The organism is Pyrinomonas methylaliphatogenes, assembly GCF_000820845.2.
GTDB lineage: Bacteria > Acidobacteriota > Blastocatellia > Pyrinomonadales > Pyrinomonadaceae > Pyrinomonas > Pyrinomonas methylaliphatogenes.
In genome coordinates this window covers 328,755-349,534 of record NZ_CBXV010000001.1, presented here as the reverse complement: position 1 = coordinate 349,534, position 20,780 = coordinate 328,755, and the positions used below count along the sequence as shown (strand labels likewise).

The 20,780-nt window shown below is 59.9% G+C and carries 17 protein-coding genes and 1 pseudogene; 5 read left to right on the top strand and 13 right to left on the bottom strand.

Features of this window, described 5'->3' with window-relative positions; translation table 11 throughout:
• Window positions 1-31: 31 nt before the first annotated feature.
• The 9 genes from PYK22_RS01375 to PYK22_RS01335 form a co-directional block, all read right to left on the bottom strand.
• Window positions 32-1,627 (bottom strand): TolC family protein, encoded by a 1,596-nt coding sequence (locus PYK22_RS01375; RefSeq protein WP_041973381.1) that lies wholly within the window; start codon window positions 1,625-1,627, stop codon window positions 32-34.
• Complete coding sequence (locus PYK22_RS01370; RefSeq protein ID WP_162199767.1) at window positions 1,627-2,226, bottom strand: hypothetical protein; 600 nt, start codon at window positions 2,224-2,226, stop codon at window positions 1,627-1,629. The genes PYK22_RS01375 and PYK22_RS01370 overlap by 1 nt, the downstream gene beginning before the upstream one ends.
• 292 nt (window positions 2,227-2,518) lie before the next feature.
• Window positions 2,519-2,722: a hypothetical protein gene (locus tag PYK22_RS17440; protein WP_157770603.1), complete on the bottom strand. Its 204-nt coding sequence runs from the start codon at window positions 2,720-2,722 to the stop codon at window positions 2,519-2,521.
• Between the two features lie 261 nt (window positions 2,723-2,983).
• Complete coding sequence (locus PYK22_RS01360; RefSeq protein ID WP_157770602.1) at window positions 2,984-5,185, bottom strand: ligand-binding sensor domain-containing protein; 2,202 nt, start codon at window positions 5,183-5,185, stop codon at window positions 2,984-2,986.
• A 57-nt stretch (window positions 5,186-5,242) separates the two neighbouring features.
• Window positions 5,243-6,259, bottom strand: coding sequence for a ThiF family adenylyltransferase (locus tag PYK22_RS01355; RefSeq protein WP_041973370.1), 1,017 nt, complete (start codon window positions 6,257-6,259; stop codon window positions 5,243-5,245).
• A gap of 50 nt (window positions 6,260-6,309) precedes the next feature.
• A complete protein-coding gene (aroE, locus tag PYK22_RS01350; protein ID WP_162199766.1) occupies window positions 6,310-7,860 on the bottom strand; it encodes a shikimate dehydrogenase in 1,551 nt (516 codons plus the stop codon).
• A 75-nt stretch (window positions 7,861-7,935) separates the two neighbouring features.
• On the bottom strand, window positions 7,936-8,511 hold the full coding sequence (locus tag PYK22_RS01345) for a zinc ribbon domain-containing protein (protein ID WP_041973369.1): 576 nt from the start codon (window positions 8,509-8,511) through the stop codon (window positions 7,936-7,938).
• Between the two features lie 56 nt (window positions 8,512-8,567).
• Window positions 8,568-9,386, bottom strand: coding sequence for a 23S rRNA (guanosine(2251)-2'-O)-methyltransferase RlmB (gene rlmB, locus PYK22_RS01340; protein ID WP_083437496.1), 819 nt, complete (start codon window positions 9,384-9,386; stop codon window positions 8,568-8,570).
• Window positions 9,383-10,273: a hypothetical protein gene (locus PYK22_RS01335; protein WP_157770601.1), complete on the bottom strand. Its 891-nt coding sequence runs from the start codon at window positions 10,271-10,273 to the stop codon at window positions 9,383-9,385. The genes rlmB and PYK22_RS01335 overlap by 4 nt, the downstream gene beginning before the upstream one ends.
• 169 nt (window positions 10,274-10,442) lie before the next feature.
• Between PYK22_RS01335 and PYK22_RS01330 the strand changes: the two genes are divergently transcribed.
• The 4 genes and pseudogenes from PYK22_RS01330 to PYK22_RS16190 all read left to right on the top strand — a co-directional run bounded on the left by PYK22_RS01330 (window position 10,443) and on the right by PYK22_RS16190 (window position 14,083).
• Window positions 10,443-11,246, top strand: coding sequence for a hypothetical protein (locus tag PYK22_RS01330; RefSeq protein WP_041973365.1), 804 nt, complete (start codon window positions 10,443-10,445; stop codon window positions 11,244-11,246).
• Window positions 11,247-11,347: 101 nt separating this feature from the next.
• Window positions 11,348-11,893, top strand: a pseudogene (locus tag PYK22_RS01325) (LabA-like NYN domain-containing protein); the annotation flags it as partial.
• A gap of 282 nt (window positions 11,894-12,175) precedes the next feature.
• Complete coding sequence (locus PYK22_RS01320) at window positions 12,176-12,550, top strand: DUF2203 domain-containing protein (protein WP_041973363.1); 375 nt, start codon at window positions 12,176-12,178, stop codon at window positions 12,548-12,550.
• Between the two features lie 249 nt (window positions 12,551-12,799).
• The gene (locus PYK22_RS16190) at window positions 12,800-14,083 is read left to right on the top strand and encodes an RDD family protein (protein WP_083437494.1); all 1,284 of its coding nucleotides are present in this window, start codon (window positions 12,800-12,802) and stop codon (window positions 14,081-14,083) included.
• Here PYK22_RS16190 and hemL read toward each other — a convergent pair whose 3' ends face one another.
• The 4 genes from hemL to PYK22_RS18285 are packed head-to-tail and all read right to left on the bottom strand — an operon-like array spanning window position 14,084 to window position 18,587.
• The gene (gene hemL / locus PYK22_RS01310; protein ID WP_041973361.1) at window positions 14,084-15,400 is read right to left on the bottom strand and encodes a glutamate-1-semialdehyde 2,1-aminomutase; all 1,317 of its coding nucleotides are present in this window, start codon (window positions 15,398-15,400) and stop codon (window positions 14,084-14,086) included.
• Window positions 15,397-16,584, bottom strand: coding sequence for a lipocalin family protein (locus PYK22_RS01305; protein WP_060635202.1), 1,188 nt, complete (start codon window positions 16,582-16,584; stop codon window positions 15,397-15,399). Before PYK22_RS01305 ends, hemL begins: the two co-directional genes overlap by 4 nt.
• A gap of 37 nt (window positions 16,585-16,621) precedes the next feature.
• Window positions 16,622-18,067 carry an Rqc2 family fibronectin-binding protein gene (locus tag PYK22_RS01300; RefSeq protein ID WP_041973358.1) on the bottom strand — a complete coding sequence of 482 codons (1,446 nt, stop codon included), beginning with the start codon at window positions 18,065-18,067 and terminating at the stop codon, window positions 16,622-16,624.
• A gap of 58 nt (window positions 18,068-18,125) precedes the next feature.
• Entirely contained in the window at window positions 18,126-18,587 is a 462-nt protein-coding gene (locus PYK22_RS18285) for an RNA-guided endonuclease InsQ/TnpB family protein (RefSeq protein WP_408003159.1), read from the bottom strand.
• 210 nt (window positions 18,588-18,797) lie between these two features.
• On the opposite strand from PYK22_RS18285, the gene PYK22_RS01295 reads away from it, so the two are divergent.
• Window positions 18,798-20,780: an amylo-alpha-1,6-glucosidase gene (locus PYK22_RS01295; protein WP_060635201.1), complete on the top strand. Its 1,983-nt coding sequence runs from the start codon at window positions 18,798-18,800 to the stop codon at window positions 20,778-20,780.

The window sequence follows — 20,780 nt, the reverse complement described above, 5'->3', positions numbered from 1 at the left end:
GATTTCGAAAAGCGTTCTTCCCAAAACTCGTCTATCGCTGACCGGGATCGCGATCGTCCCAACGCGGATCACTCGCCGTGAGCCGTTCGATGCTCTTCAGATCAAGTCGCGGCGCGCTGGAAGTTGCGCGCGGCGCGAAAGCCTCGCGCGGAAGCGGCGCGCCCGTGGCGCGTTCGAGTTCGGCGAGCGCCGAGTAGTAATCGCGCAAGGTTTGACTGTAAGCCGTTTCGCTCTCGATCAATCGCCGCTGTTCTTGCAAGAGGTCGAAGACCGAGAACTCACCGAGTCCGTAAGCGGCGCGCACGCTCGCGAGTACCGTTTCCGTCTGCGGTATGACGCGCGTCGAAAAGAGCGCGAGGCTTTCCGCCGCAGCCTGATACTGCCTGTAAGCGAGCGCGACATCGCGCTTGATCTTCGCTTCGAGCGCTTCGCGCTCTCGCGTCGCTTGTATCTGTTCATTGGCTGCGGCGGCGATCTCGCCTTGGTTGCGGTTGAAGATCGGAAGTTCGATCTGTATGCCGAAAGTCAACTCGTTGTCTTTGTCCAAGGCGATGCCGCCTATCCTCTCCGGCAAATCCACGATCTGCCGACTGCGCGAGAAACGGGCCGTGCCGGCAAGGTCCGGCGTCCGGCGCGCTTCGACCAGCTTCAAGCGCGCAACGCTTGCTCTTTCGGCAAGGCGCGCCGCTTGAAGGTCCGCTCGCTCACGTAGCGCGATGGCGGTAAGTTCCGGCAATGAAAGCTCGAGTCGCGGCGGACGTTCGACGAGTGGAACGATCCGCAAAGAGTCCGTCGGATCTAGACCGACGGCGGCGCGCAAGGCGATCATCTCCGATTCGAGATCGGCTAACGCGCGCGCCCTTTCCACCCGCAAGCGGTCGAGTTCAACGCGCACCAAACTCAGGTCCACTTGCGCGGCATCGCCTCTTTTGACCCGCTCCGCCGTCGCCCGCTCTAACTCCTCGTTGAGCGCGACCAATTGATCCACCGTATCCAGAAACCTTCCGGCAGCGACGGCGCGCGCGTAAGAAACGCGCACGTCGGCAGCGATCTGCCGTTCGAGCGCGCGAAACTCGGCTTCCGCCCGTTCCGCTTCGAGACGCGCCGCTTCCCGACGCAATCGGCGCTTGCCGCCGAGTTCGAAAAGTTGCGAAACGCCGACGGCGAAATCCAGCTCCGCCTCGCCGCCGAGAAAGCGCGGCGTGCCGTACTCGATATCGAGCGTCGGATTGGGACGCAAACCGGCTTGGAGAGATCGAGCACGTGCCGCGCCGACGCGCGCCTGCGCCGCAAGTAGATCGGCCCGCTTCTGATGAGCGAGGTCAATCAACTTCTCGACCGTCAGACCCGATTCATCCAAATACTGCGCCGACGCCCGCTTTCCTTTCTGGTCCAATCCGATAGCGGTCTGCTCTCGACTGATCGGCGCCTGGATCTCGACCGCAGTCCTCTTCGATTCCGCACCGAGGCCCTGCGCTCCGAATATTCGCTGGCCCGCGTTGACGCACGATCCGAAGATCACCATCAGCGAGAACATCACGCAGAGCCTTATGCCCGATCCGACATCACACCGTTTGACTTCCAGCGAAGGATAGCGCTTCGATTTGCGATCGAAGATGTGATGCATCAAACCGCCGTCGCCTCCTTCTCCGCCTTGAAGCGATGGCTCAACGCACGCCAGAAGAGCGCTAAGATCGCTACGAGCAAGATCGCCATAAGGGAGATCAACAAGATAATAGTTGCCCGAAGCGCGGCGCGTTCATTCGCCATCTGCTCAGGCATCGTCACGGGGGCGACATCGAGCGTTCCCAAATCAACAACAGAGCTTCTCCCATCCATTTCGACGCGCGCCGAGATGCGATATTCGCCTCGCGCTAACGGCGGGAGCTCTACTCCATATCGCCCAGCCAAATCGTTAGGTTTCGCTTCAACCTTCGCCTCGCTCGGGCCGGCGAATGTGATCTCGATGCGCGCGCCGCCGACCGGTTCATTCGTCTCGTAGCGCGAGAGGAAAATGTCCGCCGCGGTCGCCCGATCCGGAGTGACGGGCGCATGCTTGAAGAACAGTTCGAAATCGCCCGTTCGCGCAAGATGCGTGATGGTCTCTCCCGCCGATGAAGTTTGTGCCACGCTCTCGACATGATCCTCACCACCATGCCCCTGAACTTCAACAAAGAGCGGTAGCACAATGGCAAAAATCAAGATGACCTTTCGCACAAGCTCCATCATCGCCCCTCTAATGGAAGCTCCCGACTCTTTTCCGCTGATCGAATGCTCGGGCAAGCCCTGTGCCGGCGCCTTGTCAGTCCTCAAAGCGAGAGATTAGGCAGGGGAAACGCTCTTCCGAGTAGATGCGGGCGGGAGAACATTGTCTATTAACAGACGATGATTGTCTGTTTTCAGACAATGAAGGGCGAGAGTCGTTCGGTAGTCAGTAGAAGGCTAGCTGAAGATCAAACCGCCTTGAAGCCACGCGCGAACCCGTCAGGGACGAAATCGGTCCGCGTCCTGTTGAAGATTAGAGGAGTCCATGAAGACGGGCGATCTGGCTGAGGAGACGCCGAGGCGTGAGTTCACGGCCTTTCCCGGCGCCTCTCTTCCTGTTTTCCTCTGTCCTCTTCTCCCTGTTTCCCTCCCTTTTCACCTTTGTCCTTATCCTTGGGAGCTTTGATGACCACCCGCTTATCTTTCGGCGGAGATTTCTTATCTTGTAAGTCGTCACCTCGTCCGGCGAAAGGGATCAAACAGAAGACGAAGACCAAGATGAAAGCTCTTTTCACCAATCCTCTCAAGGTTCCGTCCTCCTCAGGCTTCGTCGGTGCGCATGGGGAGGGAGACCCTTGCGACATTCGCTTTAAACGCGGGCAAATTGAATGCCACAGCGCCAAACGCTCGCCGCGCTCCGATAAATGCCCGATAATCGTACCCCTCTCTTTCGGCGAACACACTGTTTGCGGCACGGGACACCCCTAATCGTGCAAAGCTAACGTCTTATGACGACGCGACCGCTTCCTGCGTTGCCACTATCATCATAGACGCGAATGGCGATGGTTCTCTCAACCCGTCCAGCATTCAAATCTATCTCGATCGTGTAAACCTCGCGCGGGCTATCGGCGATCCCATCATCTGGAAAGACCATCTTCCAATCCCCGCCGTCGACGCTCACATCGGCGCGGCGGATGATCCCGGTCTGATCCTCGACGGTGAAGCGAACGCGCGCACGGTCTCCCAGCACCTCTGGAGCTGCGGCGCGAATATTCGGCGGAGTGTTATCGATCGTCACGGGTTCAGTCACCTTTTCGCCAGTCAGGGCGAGCCCTGGCGGGTTGTCCGGCTCATCCGTCGCCACGATCTTGAAGATATAGCGCCCATCAGCCAGTTTCGTCCCATCGACTGTATAGAAGTTATCGCGCACTCTATCCTTGAGCAAGTGAAAAGTCGATTCATTAAGCGCGCGGTAATAGATCGCGTACTCGAGCGTATCTCCGTTACGATCCTCCGCCTGCCACTGAAGCGATACAGCGCCGCGCTGATAGATGCGCCGCGGCATGGTCTGCGTCGGAGCGCCGAACAAGGATGGATCGAGTCCGGATGCTTCTATATTCGGATCGACTTGAGGTTGAATTGCGGGTTGCAAGCCGACGCCGATCGGCAAAACCGTGATGGAAGTGACTTCAGGGGCGACATTGCGCGGCAAGTAGGCGAGCTTTACCTCTTCGACGCGCGCCATCTCGTGCGCCTTACCGATATGCAAGACTGCCCGCCACTGGATGAAACGCGCGCGCGGGCTTGTAATCTGCGTTCCGCTCGGATCTCGATACGGAGCGCTCCATTCGCTCCAGGTCTTATCAGGTCGCTCAGTGTTGCCAGTGCGTGTTTGGATCTCGACATCTCCGCTACCACGCCACCAGATCCTCCCCCACGAAGCGACAAATTTCGCATCGCGCACGGGAGATTCATAACTCCCCTCGCCCACGATCTCTGGGGTTAAACGAAAGAGCTTGCCTTGGTTACTGGAAGCGGCATAAACTTCCTCGCCGCGCGCCACGAGCGTTGATATCTGATCCTCTGTGGATTGCACGAGCAAAGTGTCGCGCCCGTCATTCGTGACGGAATAGATGCGCCCTTTATCGCCAGTCCCGATCAACACGCGCCCGCCTTGCGGCGCCGGAACGATCGAGAAAGCGACCACCGTGTTCGAACTCCACAAAATGTCGTTGCCGCCATCGGGCAGAAGGCGGAAGACCGCGCTCCGCGCGTTACCCAGATCATTGCGACTTCGCGCCGGCGTAGGCTGCGCGACTGGCGCGCCGCCCATATCTTCGACGACCGTCACCGAGACGCTCGTTTGCGCTGATGCAGAAGATTGCGTCTGCGTCGCCGCTTGCGTCGCTCGCGAGGTCGAAGTCGTATCGCCCAAAGCGAGCGCATAGACGGAACCATCCGCCGCCGGCGCGAGGGCGTGGATTTCGCGTAAAGGCGAATCGAAGAGAGCGAAGATGCGCCCATCGGGGCCGATGCGCAAAACCAAACCGTTCGGATCGGTTCCCACCAACAGATCCCCTCGCGCATCGACGGCAAGCGAAACGACATTCATCTCGTTGACATCCGCCAACAGACTCTCTTCCGGCTTCGCGCCTGCGCTGCGCACGCGGTAGATCTTGCCCTGATCTCCCGTCCCAACCGCCAGCGCTCCATCCGGCAACACGGCGAGCGCCCAGATATACTTATCAGGCGGATCGAAATAGACCTCCGCACGCCCATCCATAGTGATGCGATAGACCTTGCCGTTAGGAGAGGTTCCCGCGTAAAGCGCCCCGTCGCGCCCGATCACCAGAGCGGTGACGTCCAACTCCGGCGCATCGTAGAAGAGCGTGCCGCGCCCCTCGCCGGTCACACGAAATATCTTCCCATCGTGCCCCGTCCCAAGATAGACGTTGCCCGAAGCATCGACGGCGCTGGACCAGACGTAGGTCTGCCCGGTATCGAACAGTTGAGTGAAACGCGGCGCGAGCATCAAAGCCCCGGTATCGGAGATCGACACGCCGCGCGCCTCACCACGCAGAAGCTCCGCACGCGAATCGATCTCCCACACGACTGGGCCACCGGCTTGCGCCGTTAACGAACAGAGCGAAATAATTGTGCCGAGAAGAAGAGGACAGAAAGATGCCGTTTTTTTCCCCATCTATATCGTCCGTTTCACGCTAAGATTTGCACATGAGATCGCAAGAGAAAGGTCGCTTTAAGAGCCAACGTATCGCGCGTAAAGCGTCTGGGCTTGGACGAGATCTTCGGTTCCACGAATGATCGCGCGCCCATCCTCGAAGACCGTCAACTCGTATCCATCGACGCGCAACCGTATGAGATACTGATTCGCCTGCGCTTCGCCGACGGCGCTGAATCGTTCGAAAAGCTGCGCCAAGTTAAGCCTACCTCTGTTGATCGGCGTAACTTGTACGGCCTGTCGGCCACACAAGACCGTGGCGTAATTACCCGTCTCAGCTTCAAGCGCCGGGAAGCGCGCCGAAGCACACGCGGGGCATTCCGGCGACGGCTCACCGAGCTTAATGCTCCGCCACTCGTTCCGCCAGAGATCGAACTGCATGAAAGCCCCGTGAAGATCCTCCACATTTCCCGTCAAGAGCTTCAAAGCCTCGGCGACTTGCACGGCAACGACCGTCGCAACCGCCGGCATGATGATGCCCGCCGTATCGCAAGTCGGCGCGCTGCCCGGCGCCGGCATCTCCGGGAAAAGACAACGGAGACAAGGCGTCTCGTGCGGGCGAACCGTCATCGTCACGCCGTAGGAGCCGACCGCCGCTCCGTAGATCCAAGGGATAGCCTGCTTTACGCAGGCGTCATTGATGAGATAGCGCGTCAAGAAATTATCCGTCCCATCAAGCACCAGATCGCAATCGCGGATCAGATCCTCGATGTTGGTCTGATTGACATCGAGGACACGCCCTTCGACTTCCACTTCGGAATTTATCTCGCGCAATCGCGCCACGCACGCGACCGCTTTAGGCACACGCTCACGCGCATCTCTTTCTGTAAAGAGCGTCTGTCGCTGGAGATTCGATTCCTCGACGAAATCGCGATCGGCGATCCTCAAGGCCCCGACCCCGGCGCGCGCAAGCATCTCCGCCTGTAGCGATCCTAAAGCGCCGCAACCGACGATCAACACATGCGATGCGCGTATCCGCCTCTGCCCTTCGGAACCCAATTCAGCGAAGAGTACTTGCCGACTGTATCGATCCATCGCTCAGCTCAAGACCACTCCGATTTAGACGTTCGCACAGGAGCGTGAGATCAATTCTTTTCCAGCGCGCGCGTTGCCACCTCCAGCATTAAATCGACTGGCGCTTCTTCTCCCGTCCACAGTTCGAATTGGCGCGTCGCCTGTGCGACCAACATCGACAATCCGCCGATCGTTCGGCAACCTGCCTGTCGGGCCTCGCGCAAGAAGAGCGTCTCACTCGGATTATAAACCAAATCATAGGCGATGCCCGCGCCCCGCAATTGCTCCGCCGTCGCCGGAGTGCGACCTTCGTTCGCACCGCGCGCGCCCAAGGGCGTCGCGTTGACGACCAGGTCGAAAGAGGCGAACCGCGCTTCGGCGAGCGATTGCAGATCGGCTCCGAACTCGCGCGCGACGGGCTGCGCCTTCGGCAGATCGCGCGCAAACAAGGTCACGCGCGCCCCTTCGCGCTTGAACGCCCACAAAGCGGCGCGCGCGGCTCCGCCGGCGCCGATGATGGCGACGCGCGCGCCTTTCAAATCGATCGCCTCACGCAAAGGGGCGAGGACTCCTTCCGCATCCGTGTTGTATCCGCGTAACCCATCCTCCTCGACGACGATCGTATTTACCGCCCCTATCTGCCGAGCAGCTTCATCGACGGAATCCAAAAGGTTCAAAATCGCGCTCTTATGCGGAATCGTCACGCTCAGCCCTCGCCAGCGCCAATCGACTTCACGCGTGCGTGGGTGGACCAAGCGGCGGATGAAAGACTCGACGTCGCGCGTTTCGAAAGGGAGATAGACCGCATCCATGTTGCGAGACGCGAAAGCGCGATTATGGATCTGCGGCGAGATCGAGTAAGCCACCGGAGAACCGATGATCCCGTAGATTTGCGTCTCGCGGTTGATCGCGTCGATGCGGTAAAGGTCGCGCAACTCCGCTGCCGTCACTTGCCCAGGCGCCGTCGCGCCCTCTTTGATCAAAGGCGCATACGTCAAGAACGCCCCGTGAGCTGGTCCGAGGACGCGCGTAACGACGCCGGCAAATCCCATCGCGATGGCGATCAACTGCCGACCATCACGGCGCGCGCGCGCAAGCAGATGGAAGATCGGCAGGCATTCGACCGCATCGGTCACGCTCACAGCGATCTTCAAAAGGCGCGCCGGAAGTCGTGCCATCCGTTCGTATAACGCCTCGAGATCGATCGGCGATTCTAGGAATTCATGGTGCGAGCAGATTATTCTGGACCAGTCGAGCGCCTCGTGTCCCAACCCCTCGATCAAATCTAACTCCAAATCGACGAAGTCCGGAGCCTCTCCCCGAGCGAAGAGTTCGCGCCAGAACCGCGCGCGTTCCTCGGCGCGGAGATGGCTCCAGCCGCCCTGTTCTTCAGGTCGCAAGGTCAGAATCAAGGGGCGCGTCCGTTCACGGATGAACGGGCGTAGGGCCTGGATCAACTCGACGGGCGCCCGATCTGCACGCGCGAATTCATCAAAACAATCGAGCCGGAGCTCAAACATATCGGCCACAGCATGCGCCCGCGCGGCGAGTTGCCACGCCCCTTCGAAATCATCGGCGCACAATGGAACGCAAATCCTCGCCCCAGACGCTCTCTCGCTCATCATATCCATCGCGTCTCCTTCCCCATTTCGTCGAACGATGCGAACCCTGTTTCGGTCCAGTGATGCGCCAACCTCTCATTTTAACTCGTCCGTCGCCCCGACCGGTCCAGCATAACGCGAGGATGGCGCCGACTCGCCACTGTCGAACAGCTTGGTCGTTCCCTCAGTGACGCTCGATGGCACTTGCAGAACTGGCGCCCGCGGCAACTCGGCGTTTACCTCGCCCTTGACATCAGGCCCAGAGATGATGGCACTCCGCCTGTGCTCCTCCCGCTGCCAACGCACGATCTGACTGATGCCTTTGCCGAAACAGGTGAACGCCGGGATGAGCATCCAGAACCACCAAAGGTGCCCGGCGGGAGCCCAAACGAAGATCGATAGAGCGACCAATAGGAATCCGAGTCCGGTGAATGTTTTGACGATCCCGCCCTCGAGGCTCGGTGGATCCTGCAACATCTTCTTCTTGCGACGCAATTCGAGCTTCTCCAGCTCGGCGCGCTTCAAAAATTCCACCTCCTTCCACCAATCGGGCGCATTCCCGCTCGGCAAACGGCCTTCGAGAGCCTGCGATACGAGGCTTATGTTGGCCCCACAAGCGCGGCAGAATCTCGCATCATCGGCGTTCTTCGTGGCACACTTCGGACAGTACATCTCTCACCTCCGCTACGCAAACTCGCTCCCCATCATTGAATGAATCGAACGCTCCGCTAACCGGCGACCTTTCCAGCTAACCTGCGCTGTCTGACGGCTTCGTAGAGGATCACGCCCGCGGCGACCGAGACGTTCAACGACTCCGTCCGTCCATAGATTGGAATACGCACCAGCATGTCACAGCGTTCGCGGACGAGACGGCGCAACCCTTCACCTTCGCTTCCAAGGAAGATCGCGGATGGTTGCGTCCAATCCCATTCAGTATAGATCGTCTCGCCGTCAGATGCCGTCCCTATGGCCCAAATGCCGCGCTCTTTCAACTCTTCCGCGAGACGCGCGATATTCTGAACGCGCGCGACCGGCAGATGTTCCAGCGCGCCGGCTGCCGTCTTCGCGACCGCATCCGTCAAACCGACCGCCCGTCGCATCGGGATGAAGATGCCATGCGCGCCAGCGCATTCGGCCGTGCGAACGATCGCCCCCAGATTGCGCGGATCTTCGACCTGGTCCAGCACAAGGGCGAGCGGCGGGTCATCCGTGCCGATCCGTTCCGCCAAACGCTTCAACAATTCCGCAGCGTCCGCATAGCGGACCGCCGAAGCAAACGCGACGACGCCTTGATGGGCCGCCCCAGAGGTCAAACGTTCCAGCTCCGCGCGCGGCACTCGCACGATGGGGATATGAGCGTCGCGCGCGGCCTGCATGACTTCGGCCACACGCTTCCCTTCACTACCCTCGGCGACCAGGATTCTATCGATGTCGCGCGCACGCGCGCGCAGGGCTTCGACCACAGGGATCACGCCGTAAATCAAACTCCCTCCCCGCAAAGCGCGCCGCACGGATTCATCAGCGTCAATTCGCCCCTTATCCCTCATGACGAATTAAGCGGACCGCCCTCTCTCTCGAGCAAGAGATAACGCCACCGACCGTAACGCGTAAGCTGCGCCTCGTTGGTCAAAAGAGTGGTTGACGCGGTGTTGATTCGAAGAAATCCACCACGCCGCCAACCGATGGACGCCTTCTGTTCCGCCGGCGGCCACACATCATCGAGCAAGCGACGCACGCTATCGTAGTCGTCGTACACAGCACAGCTTGCGCGCTCTCGAATGGCTTCGCTTAACAGATGGAAGTTCCCCTCAGCAGTCAAGAGCATGCGCTCGCCTAAACAACGGAAATCGAAACTTGAGGCGACGATGCGCCAAGAGCGTCCGGTTCGATCATAAAGATCGAGCGCCGGATGATCGAAGATAAGCTCGCGCTCATCTATGGTCTCGCGCTCTCTCCGGCCTTTCTTCGATTCGACCGATTCGATCCGCCGCACATAGAGTCTCCCTTTGACGATCAGCCTTATGCTGTCCCAGCCGATGATGAACGATCGCCCGGCGATATCTTGGCCGACGCAGACCAGATCGGCAAATCGGAGACTGCGAAGGCGCGATGGCTCACGAAGGAGCTCATCATCAGCGAGCGAGATGAAGCGCAACCCTAACGACTTCAATTTAGTGCAGACGAGATCCCGCTCCTCGGACGTCGAGAGGCGAATGAAGGGCAATCCACGATTCGATTGCAGAATTCGCGCGACCCCACCTTCCGCATCACCCAACCATTCGACCAAATCAGCGAGCTTCTCACCATCCAGCATCTGCGGGAGAAGGCCGATGTTGAAGCCGCGCTCCCACTCCTCCAAACGCTGCAGCCGTGGGCGACGAGCAAATCTTTCGACCGGTATAACAAGTTTCGCGCCGCAGTAAAGACAGCTCATACGCCGAGGCGCGTTACGTCGTCCACAACTTTCACACTCGATCAGATCGGGATCGCGTTCCATCGAAACGGCATCGTACAACGATTATACGCTCCAACGAAAGCGCCGCGATCGGCGCTCTTCGTTTAAACAGTCCATTTTCGCCGTTCCTCGGCTATAATCGCCCGTAATGATCGCGCGCCGAACAGAATCGATCTTCCGTCGGACGCTATGCGCCATCGCGTTGGCGCTTCTCTCATCTGCCTGTGGGCTTCTGGCCCAACGTCCGGCCAGCTCGCCGAAACGGCGAGCTTTGCCCTACCCGATCGTTCTGGATTACGCGGAGGACCGGCGCGAGCGCGCGCTCGCATCTTGGGCGCAGCTCGTCCGCTCCCAAGGGATAAACAATCCGCCATCCCCCGAACTTCACCCCATCACCTCAACCATCATCCGCCTGCCCGCGCTCACTTCGCCTTTGCGACTGCCCCACATCGGCGCTCGGGAAGAGATGGACGAGGAGGAGTTGCGCGAAGCCGCGCGCCGTTTCCTCTCGACCGTCACGTTACTGCTCGGAGCCGATCCGAATCAACTGTCGCTCATCTCGATCGACAAAAGAGGCGAGGGATTTCGCCTACGCTATCGCCAAGTGCCCTTCACTTACCCACTAGGCGATGGGTTCGGCGTCGTCGAGATCGGCGTTAGATCTGACGGGCGCCTCATCGAATTATCGAGTTCCGCCATCCCTGAGGCCGAACGCGCGCAAGCTCCGCTGGCCGAAATTCAAACCGAACTGGCCGCCCGAATCGCGAAGACGACACCGGATGGGGAACAAGGCGCCTCTATCCGCCGCTTGGTCATCTACCCGATCGCGCGCGCGCCGCGCAAACTCGAACTTCACCTAGCGTGGGAAGCCGTTGCATCCGATCGCGGAGCATTTTACATAGATGCGCTGACGGGAGAGACGCTCGGACGCCGCGCAAGCGATGAACGATGATCGGCCCGCGCTTTGATCGTTGCTTGACCTCTCCGTCATAAGACGGCATCCTATTTGTACAAGATTTAAATAAACCTCGTTTTGAGGAGCGATCTTCAGCTATGTATTACGACCCGCATCACAATATCTCATGGCAGTTAGGTTATCGCGGACGCGTCGCGGTTTTCATCGACGGGAATAACCTCTTCCACGCGGCGCGCTTCCACAACATAGATATCGACTACAACAAGCTGCTTCGCGTCCTTCTCGGCGATGGGCGCTTGCTGCGCGCGTTCTTTTACACGGGCGTCGATGCTGGCGCCGAACGGCAACAAGGATTTCTGCTTTGGATGAGGCGCAATGGTTTTCGCGTCGTCCAAAAGGAATTGAAGACCTTCTATGACGGCACGCGCAAAGCCAATCTCGACGTCGAGATCACCGTCGACATGCTGACGCTCGCCGGTCGCTACAACACGGCTGTGCTCGTCTCGGGCGATGAAGATTTCGTCTACGCCGTGAACGCGGTCGCTTACAAGGGTTGCCGCGTCGAGGTCGCCGGCTTTCGATCCAACACTGCGCCGAAGCTGATCGACGTTGCCGATTACTTCATAGATCTTGGTGAAATAGCTGATCGAATACGCAAAGATCCCAACCATCATCAACGTTACTACGAACGCTATCTGCACGATTCGCATCACGGAGAATCGTCCACCCCATCCTTCGCCGAGAACCAACGCAACGAGGCGAATTACCCGCGCGGCGCCGATCAGTCCGAATCGCAACCTTCGGTGGAGGCGAATCGGCTATCCTTCCCATCGACCGGAGCGCAACTTCGATCATCGGATGAAAGCAACGATTCACCGGATTTGATACGCGTAACGGATGAGTGAAAATCGCATGCGGCCCGAAAGACCATCAGATCGCGTGAAGAACGGATTGCGGAAAGCGCCATGAAACTCTTCACGGTCGAAGAGGCGAACAGGCTGCTTCCCAAAGTGCGCGCCATCGTCGAAGAGATTCAGCGCGCCCATCGGCAATTGCGCGCGTTTCGCGAAGAAGCCCGCCGCGCCGCCCAAAAGTCCGAAGCGAATGGCGGCATCGACGGGGGAGCCCTCTTTGCGGCGGCGTTGGTTGGGATGAGCGAGCGCATCCTCGAACTCGAAACGCTCGGCGTTCAGCTCAAAGATTGCGAACGCGGCCTCGTCGATTTCCCACATTTACGCGACGGGAGGGTCGTGCTCCTCTGCTGGCACGTCGGCGAAGGGGATCAGATCGAATGGTGGCATGAGTGGGATGCCGGGTTCGCCGGGCGTCAACGGCTTTGAGAGCCTCCAACTAGCTGATTCGTAACCTTTTAATCCGCTCGCCGCCTTCTGCATCTTGTAGACCTGCGTGCCGAAACCACAGGCCCTAGTGTATTTTCCGATTGACGACTTAAAGTGGTTTCTGATAGCATCCGCCGCGACTCCGCAATGCGTTTAGAGTTATCAGGAGCCGCTCCGATCACAAGAAGGATCGATCCGGCGAGCGCGTTTGACGAACTAGGTTTCCGCGAACGGAGGTTGATTTAGACGATGCAGTGTGTTGCGTGCCGTGCCTTTTTCTCCGATTCTCTGGACCACTGCCCGCAGTGCCAAACACCTGTCGCGTCACAGAAAGCGGAGCCATCGGGCGAAGAGCGGAAAGAGGAGAAACGCTCATCCACGTTGATCGAATTTCCACGAGCGGCCCGCACACAACAACCGGCCTGGCGTAAGGAACTGAGCGCGCGCGTGCGAGAGATCCAAGAACGCCGCGCCCGCGAAGCGACGCGCGCCGCAGAGGGACATCGCGCTCATCCTACGCTCGGCGTCGTCACACGTTCGGATCCAACGCCAACCAATCCGATTGTCGCAGCCGCTCTGCGCCGTCTAGAGCGCGCGCGTCAACAGCCACCCGTGACACGACGAGCCAGCGGAGGAGCGGCGACCGCTCTGGCTCGCGCTGAAGAACCGCAAGTTGAAGCCAAACTGGAGAAGGAGCGCGAGGAGAAACCGCCTCGCCCTGAAGCACTCAAGCGCGAGTTAGAGCAGATCAGCGACGTGGAGAAGAAGCGCGAGGAGAAACCGCCTCGCCCCGAAGCGCCGCCCAGGCCGATCCCCTTGGCGCAACGAGAGCGAAAGCCCTTGAGGCAGGAACCGGAGAGAGCGCGGCCATCCCCACTTCAGAACGGGAGGCCCTCTTCTCAATCGAGCAGAAGCTCTCCGCCACCTCGAACGGCTGAGGCAACTAGCAAAGCGAAGGCGGTCGAAGTGGCGAGCGAGAGTCGCACGCCATCGACGAGCGCGCCGAACGCGAACCGAACTGAGCCGCGGCGCGTCTTCAACGAAGTCGTTGATGACGCTTTGCTCGCCCGTCTCGAGGCGGAGCGCGAGGCGCAACAAAGGATCGCGTCCGTACGCCAGATGATCGACGACCGCGCGCCATTCGCCGCGCGTCTCATGGCCGCGACGATCGATCTGCTGATCATCGCGTTCTTCTCTTCGCCGTTTGCCGCGATCATCGAGATAACGAGCAGCGACTGGTCCGATCCGCGCGTTCGCGGTTCGATGCTCGGCATCCTCCTCGTTCTGACCTTCCTCTATTTCGCCGCATCCGTAACGCTCGCCGGTCGGACGTGCGGGATGAAGCTCGTCTCGATCCGTGTCGTCGATGTGAGAACAGGGATGGTGCCGACGCTTGGCCAGAGCGCACGTCGCGCGCTGGCGCTCATGTTATCGCCGATAACTTTCGGACTAACCTTCCTCTACGCGCTCGGGAACGCCGAGGGGCGCGCCGTGCACGATCTTCTGTCAGGAACCATCGTCGTGCGCGAATGATCATTGAGCCGACCGCGCTCGCGCTTCTACATCTCGAATCGCGCGAGCGAAGGCGCGGCGCGCTGCCTCTACGGTCTTGTCCAGAACAGCATCATCGTGCGCCAAACTGATGAACGCCGCTTCGAATTGCGAAGGCGGCAGATAAACCCCTTCATCGAGCATCGCGTGGAAGAAGCGCGCGAAGCGCCCGCGATCGCTTTTTGCGGCGGAAGCCCAATCCTCGACCGGCCCGGCGGTGAAGAAGACGGTCCACATCGAACCGGCGCGATTGATCGTCACTTCCACTCCGGCTTCGCGCGCGGCCTCCATCAACCCAGCGCATAATCTCGCTCCCGCGAGATCGAGCCGCCGATACACATCGGGGTCGCGCAATCGCCGTAAGGTCACCAAGCCGGCGGTCATGGCGAGCGGATTCCCCGATAGCGTGCCGGCTTGATAGACTGGGCCGGAAGGCGCGACGTACTGCATGATGTCGCGGCTTCCGCCATAAGCGCCGACGGGGAGCCCGCCGCCGATGATCTTCCCCAAGGTGGTCAAATCCGGCGTCACGCCGTAAAGCTCTTGCGCTCCGCCTCGTGCGAGCCTAAAGCCGGTCATCACCTCATCGAAGATAAGCAAAGCGCCGTTTCGGCGCGTCAACTCACGCATCAGGTCAAGATAACCGGGGCGCGGCAACACGCAGCCCATATTCCCCACCACCGGCTCGACGATGACCGCCGCGATGTCACGGTGCTCGGCAAAAGCGCGCTTTAACGCCTCCGGATCATTGAACGGCACGGTGATGGTGTCGCGCGCTAGATGCGCGGGCACGCCCGGACTATCTGGCAGGCCAAGCGTCGCGACTCCGGAACCGGCGCGCACGAGCAGACTATCGACATGACCGTGGTAGCAACCTTCGAACTTGACGATCTTGTTTCGCCCCGTCACGCCACGCGCAAGGCGAATGGCCGCCATGACGGCTTCGGTGCCGCTGTTGACCATGCGCACCATTTCGATCGATGGCACGGCGTCGATGATCTCCTCGGCGATCAGCACTTCGAGCTCAGTCGGCGCACCGTAACTCGTCCCGCGCTCTATCGCCGAACGCAGCGCTTCGACCGTCTCCCCGTCTGCATGGCCCAGGATCATCGGCCCCCATGAACAGACGTAGTCGATATACGAACGTCCATCGACATCGGTGATGAGAGCCCCTTTCGCCTCGCGTATGAAGCGCGGAGTGCCGCCCACCGCCCGAAAGGCGCGGACGGGTGAGTTCACGCCTCCGGGAATCAAGCGAATTGCCTTTTGAAACAGCTCTTCAGAACGATCCCTCTTCATCTTGCCGCCGCTCCGAATATGCTCCGCCACCTGCGGTCCAACGAACTGCCGAAAAGAAATGTCGTGAACGAAGGCCGTTCGTGCGATCGGTCGTATCCGACCAATTCGACGTAAGCGCGTCCTGTGCTCTCTCTATTGCCTCTTCGCCCGAAGGCATCGCAGGCCCCTTCCCAATAGATGATCATCGTCGTCCCGCGTGTATCCAGCTCTTGATCAGCTAGGACTGGGTGGACCACCAGATCGAGCTCAAATCGCGGAACGCGAATGCGCCAACCGTGCGGATAGCGCGCGTCCGTCCGCGGGCTGCGCCAGCAGCCGAGAGCCTCGACGGAGAAATCTTCCAATCGAAGATGTGTCGCCCGCCCTTCCTCATCGACAAAGGTCCCGCTCGAAAACGGCGATGGGCGGCCCCGTTCATCGCGAATGTGATAGACCATCAATTCCGTCCGATCGTCGAGTTGGATGCTGAACCAATCCCAACCCTTCTGATTCTTCGTCGCGCGCCACGTGCCGAACTCGCGATCCATCCAGGCTTCGCCCACAAAACGTTCCACCTTGCCTTTCCAGCGAATGTCCCCCTCAGCCTTCATGCGCGTGTAGGAGAAATAACGCGAGGCTTCGCCATGATCCTTAAAACTGACGCCGTTGCGCCCATTGAGCACGGGCGGTTTCTCCGGCTTGAGCGCGACTTCGAAGACCAGATCATCGAGCGTGCCGCGCAGCAGATGGATCCCGTAAACCTCGCGCGCCGTCCAATCGCCTAAACGCAGATAGTAGCGGCGCACGCTGGCGACCGCGGGGCGATCGAACGGGCCATTGGCGCTTTTGCGATGCGCATACCGGAAACGACCGCGAGTCACATCTGTGATAGCGAAATGAGCGAGATAGAGCGGGTTGCCGATCAAGCGGAGCGGCACCACACCGAACCGATCCAGATCCGTGCGCCTTTTGAAGAAGACCCACTCGAACCCGAGGCGATGCCCTCTCTCCGTATCGACGTGACCGGTGTAATACCACCATTCGGTCTGCGCCTCGCGATGCGCATACATATCGCGCGGCAATTCGACTTCGCGATGCTCCGTGCCATCGCGCAACGATGAGGCCGGACCGACGATGAAATCGGCCAGTTTATCCAACCCTCGCGCGATCAATCTTTCCACAGGATCATCGAACCGAGCAGCCATCGCTCAATCTGCCTCAACCGAGCTCCAAAATGGCCTATCAATCTTCAGCCATGCGCTCAAGATCCGAGCGCGGTTCGACCAGAATGGTTCGCGGACCGGCGAGCGTCACCGTGCCGGGCGGAGCGTTACGCGGCTTGGCGACGAACTTTCGCCAAACGTAGTTAACGGCGACCTTGCGATCGTTGCGCGCTTGGCTGAAAGCGGCGGCTAGCTGTGCCGCCTCGACGAGCGTGCGATGCGGTATCTCGCCGCGCGTCGGATTGCGAACCAGAACATGCGCGCCCGGATAATCCGCCGCATGTAACCACAAATCATGCGGGCGTCCGAGGCGAAAAGTCAGCAGATCGTTCTCGCTCGCGCTTCGCCCGACGAGTATTTCATAACCATCTGACGAACGATACCGCCGAATCCCAGCGGGCAATCGCTCTTTCGCAACGCGCGATCTGGATAGCCCCTCCCGCCCCTTTTCAGGCAAGATCCGGGCCAGCGCTCCTTCGTCGCGCGCTTCCTTGATCCTTTCCAGTTCAGCCAAACGCGATTCGAGCTTGCGCAACTCCTCCTCGACCGATCCCAAGCGCGCGGCGATCTCCGCCGCCGCTCGTTTAGCCCGCGCGTAACGCGCGAAGCGATGCGCAGCCTCCTCCTGCAACGTGCGCCCCTCGCCTACTTCTACTTCGATCATCGGCGCGCCCTCCGCATAAAAATCGCGGATCCTCGCGATGCGGCCATCTCGCTCTGCGGTCGCGAGATTCGCCAGCAAAAGCTCACCGATCTTCTTGTGCTCTTCCGCGTCACCGTGCGCCGCGCGATCCTCTTCGAGTTTGACGAGCAGCTTGCGACGTTTTTCGATTTCGCGCCGCAGCCGCGCCAGCTCTTTCGCCACTCGTTCATCGAAACGCCGCTCCGCTTCGAGCTTTCGATAGTACGCATCTGCCGCGTCTGACAATGAAGGATGCTCACCTCGCTCAAACGGCGACGGCGAACGCTTGAGCGAGACAGCGATGGGCGGCTTGTAGACCTCCCCAGGACGCTGCCCTTCGACCGGCGAAGCGCGCAGAGAATCGAGGATCATCTCTTCTCCATCGAGCAGGAAGAGATTGGAAGAACGTCCCGTCAGTTGCGCGACGAGGACGCGCTCCCTTACCCCTTCGGCCTCCGTCCGCACTTCGAAACGGAACCGCACGATGCGATCACCTTCGTCCTTCACGACCGCTTGAAGCGCAGCGCCGGCGAGACGCTTTCGCAGCGATAGGACGAACGGCGATGGAGCGATGGCCTGCCGTTCGAGCTCTCGCACTGTGCGCCGGATCAAATAGAGGCGCGGCGCAGAAGGCGCAACGGAGATAAAAAGGTATCTCCCATCCCCCGGTCTGAAATCGACCGCTAATTCGGTCGGCCCGAGTTGGAAGACCTGACCGAATACGCCCCCGACGAGCGCCGATGAGATCTCTTCGGTTAAGGCTTGTAGAAGTTCTTCATTCATCGGGAAACAAATGTTATAAGCTGTCAACTACCCCATAGCTAAAGCTGGGGGCTTGTGCCTAGCCCGCTTGCGCAGGCTGGCACGCGAGGCCGGTTGACGGCGGCCCACCAGCGGCAGGCATGCCACCGCTGGCAAGGTACTTCCGGACAATATCGCGGGCAGCGTTGAGATCAGCATTGAGCTCGAACCCGCAAGCCCGGCACAGAAACCGTGATTGGGAACGTCGATTTCGATGATCGACATGGCCGCAACGGGAACACATCTGCGACGTGTGGCATGGGTCAATGCCAACCGCCTTGCATCCCCTGGCTTCCGCCTTGTATGCCAGGAAGCTTCTGAGTCGCGCGAAGCTCCAGGAGTGCAGACGACGACGCGATTGTCTGCCACGCTGTTTCGTGCGCGTGCGGATGTTCGTCAGGTTCTCCACGACGATCACGGTGCCGGGCTGGACGGAATCGACGATACGCCGACTGAGCACATGGTCGCAGTCGCGCCGGAAGCGGTTGACCTTCCCGGCCAGCTTGCGCAGGTGCCGCTTAGCCGAGCTGGTGCATTCTGCCGACGACTGACTTTAGAATAGATAATCATACACCGGGAATCAAGGAAGTGAAGCGAAGCTTCGCCAAACGCAGCGAGCGCTTGGCGACAAACGGATCAAAGCTTATCGGCGATGCGCGAGCCTCGAGGCTCCGCCGATCTGATTCGAGATCACCGTGCATCCAGACTAAAGATGATCGAATTCGGACCGGAGATCTGCCGCGATCTTGACGGCGCGATTCAACGCGAATGGTTGGAGACGAACGGCCTTGGCGGTTATGCATCTTCCACCATCATCGGGCTCAACGCGCGCCGTTATCATGGACTGCTCATCGCCGCGCTCAGCCCACCCGTCAAGCGCGTCGCGCTCCTCTCCAAACTCGAAGAGACTCTGACTATCGATGGGCGCCACTTCGATCTATCGACCAATGAGTATAAAGATGCGATTCATCCGCAAGGCTTTCGCCATCAGGTGCGTTTCCGCCTCGACCCGTTCCCGATCTTCACCTATGAGATCGCTGATCTGAAGTTAGAGAAGACGGTCTTCATGGTACACGGAACGAACACCGTAGTGGTTCAGTATGAGGTCGAAGGGGCGCGCGGGCGAACCGTCGAACTCGAGGTGCGGCCATTTGCGACCTTTCGCGACCACCATCATCTTGCGCGAAAGACCGACCTATCGAATCCGGCATCGCTGGTCAGCGCAAACGGAGTCAGATTTCGAATGATCGACGGCGCGCCGGAACTGCACTTCGGGCACACAGCCGACGCGCTCGATATGATGAGCTACTGGTACGACGATTTTCTGTACAGAGTCGAACGCGAACGGGGTTTCGATTGCCTCGAGGATCTATTTAGCCCCTTCGCCATGCGTTTCTCTCTGATTCCGGGGCGAAGGGCGAGCCTCATCGTTTCGCTCACGCCGCATGAAGGCTCTTACGCCGACGAGCTTCGCGAAAAGGAGTTGGCGCGTAGGCGCGCGCTCATCGCCCAGGCTCCCCAAAACGATCTGATCAGGCAACTGTTCGCCGCCGCGGACCAGTTCATCGTCGCGCGCGATGGGAAGAAGACGATCCTCGCTGGCTACCATTGGTTCAGCGATTGGGGACGCGACGCGATGATCTCGCTCCCCGGCTTGACGTTAAGCACGCGCCGTTTCGCTATCGCGCGCGACATCCTGCTCGAATTCTCGCGCCATCTCGACCGCGGTCTGCTCCCCAATCGCTTTCCCGACGAAGGCGAAGCGCCGGAGTACAACACGGCGGACGCGACGCTATGGTTCTTCGAAGCGGTGCGCGCGTACCTCGCCCGCTCTCAAGACGAAGATCTGATACGCGAGGAGCTTTACGAGAAACTCGTCGAGATCATCCGCTGGCATACGCGCGGGACGCGATTCGGCATCCGCATGGATGAGGATGGCCTGCTCGCGGCGGGCGAAGCTGGCGTTCAACTGACATGGATGGACGCGAAGATCGGCGATTGGGTCGTCACGCCAAGATGCGGGAAACCAGTTGAGATCCAAGCCCTTTGGTATAACGCGCTGCGCACGATGCAAGACTTCGCGCAGATGGTCGCCGATAGCGCGAACAACCGATGGTTCAAACGCTTGGCCGATGATGTGCGCCATCAGTTCAACGCACTCTTCTGGAACGAAGAGCTCGAGTGCCTATACGATGTCGTCGATCGCGATCTGCGCGATGCGTCCGTGCGCCCCAATCAGATCTTCGCCGTGAGCCTTCATCATTCGCTCCTCGACACGGAGCGCGCGCGCAAAGTTCTCGCCATAGTCGAACGCGAGCTTCTCACACCAAGAGGGCTGCGCAGCCTCAGCCCTCGAGATCAGCGATATCGAGGGCGTTACGCGGGCGGTCCAGTTGAACGCGACGCCGCTTACCATCAAGGCACGGTCTGGGCGTGGCTGATCGGCCCATTTATCGCCGCATGCCTGAAGATCTATGGCCCTTCGTCAGAGAAGGCGAGGGCGGCGCGTCAGTTGCTCAATGGATTTCGCGAACATCTGTTCGAAGCGGGCGTGGGACAGGTCTCAGAGATCTTCGACGGAGATGCGCCACATATGCCGCGCGGCTGCATCGCGCAGGCGTGGAGCGTGGCCGAACTGTTACGCATAGCCGATGAGCACCCGGAACTTCTGAGCGATCAATCCGCTCAACCGTGA

What these genes read in the sequence shown, in the direction of transcription:
- PYK22_RS01375 (WP_041973381.1), bottom strand. Translation starts at nt 1,627, where the DNA reads ATGCATCACATCTTCGATCGCAAATCGAAGCGCTATCCTTCGCTGGAA.
- PYK22_RS01370 (WP_162199767.1), bottom strand. Translation starts at nt 2,226, where the DNA reads ATGGAGCTTGTGCGAAAGGTCATCTTGATTTTTGCCATTGTGCTACCG.
- PYK22_RS01360 (WP_157770602.1), bottom strand. Translation starts at nt 5,185, where the DNA reads ATGGGGAAAAAAACGGCATCTTTCTGTCCTCTTCTTCTCGGCACAATT.
- PYK22_RS01355 (WP_041973370.1), bottom strand. Translation starts at nt 6,259, where the DNA reads ATGGATCGATACAGTCGGCAAGTACTCTTCGCTGAATTGGGTTCCGAA.
- aroE (WP_162199766.1), bottom strand. Translation starts at nt 7,860, where the DNA reads ATGAGCGAGAGAGCGTCTGGGGCGAGGATTTGCGTTCCATTGTGCGCC.
- PYK22_RS01345 (WP_041973369.1), bottom strand. Translation starts at nt 8,511, where the DNA reads ATGTACTGTCCGAAGTGTGCCACGAAGAACGCCGATGATGCGAGATTC.
- rlmB (WP_083437496.1), bottom strand. Translation starts at nt 9,386, where the DNA reads ATGAGGGATAAGGGGCGAATTGACGCTGATGAATCCGTGCGGCGCGCT.
- PYK22_RS01335 (WP_157770601.1), bottom strand. Translation starts at nt 10,273, where the DNA reads ATGAGCTGTCTTTACTGCGGCGCGAAACTTGTTATACCGGTCGAAAGA.
- PYK22_RS01330 (WP_041973365.1), top strand. Translation starts at nt 10,443, where the DNA reads ATGATCGCGCGCCGAACAGAATCGATCTTCCGTCGGACGCTATGCGCC.
- PYK22_RS01320 (WP_041973363.1), top strand. Translation starts at nt 12,176, where the DNA reads ATGAAACTCTTCACGGTCGAAGAGGCGAACAGGCTGCTTCCCAAAGTG.
- PYK22_RS16190 (WP_083437494.1), top strand. Translation starts at nt 12,800, where the DNA reads ATGCAGTGTGTTGCGTGCCGTGCCTTTTTCTCCGATTCTCTGGACCAC.
- hemL (WP_041973361.1), bottom strand. Translation starts at nt 15,400, where the DNA reads ATGAAGAGGGATCGTTCTGAAGAGCTGTTTCAAAAGGCAATTCGCTTG.
- PYK22_RS01305 (WP_060635202.1), bottom strand. Translation starts at nt 16,584, where the DNA reads ATGGCTGCTCGGTTCGATGATCCTGTGGAAAGATTGATCGCGCGAGGG.
- PYK22_RS01300 (WP_041973358.1), bottom strand. Translation starts at nt 18,067, where the DNA reads ATGAATGAAGAACTTCTACAAGCCTTAACCGAAGAGATCTCATCGGCG.
- PYK22_RS01295 (WP_060635201.1), top strand. Translation starts at nt 18,798, where the DNA reads ATGATCGAATTCGGACCGGAGATCTGCCGCGATCTTGACGGCGCGATT.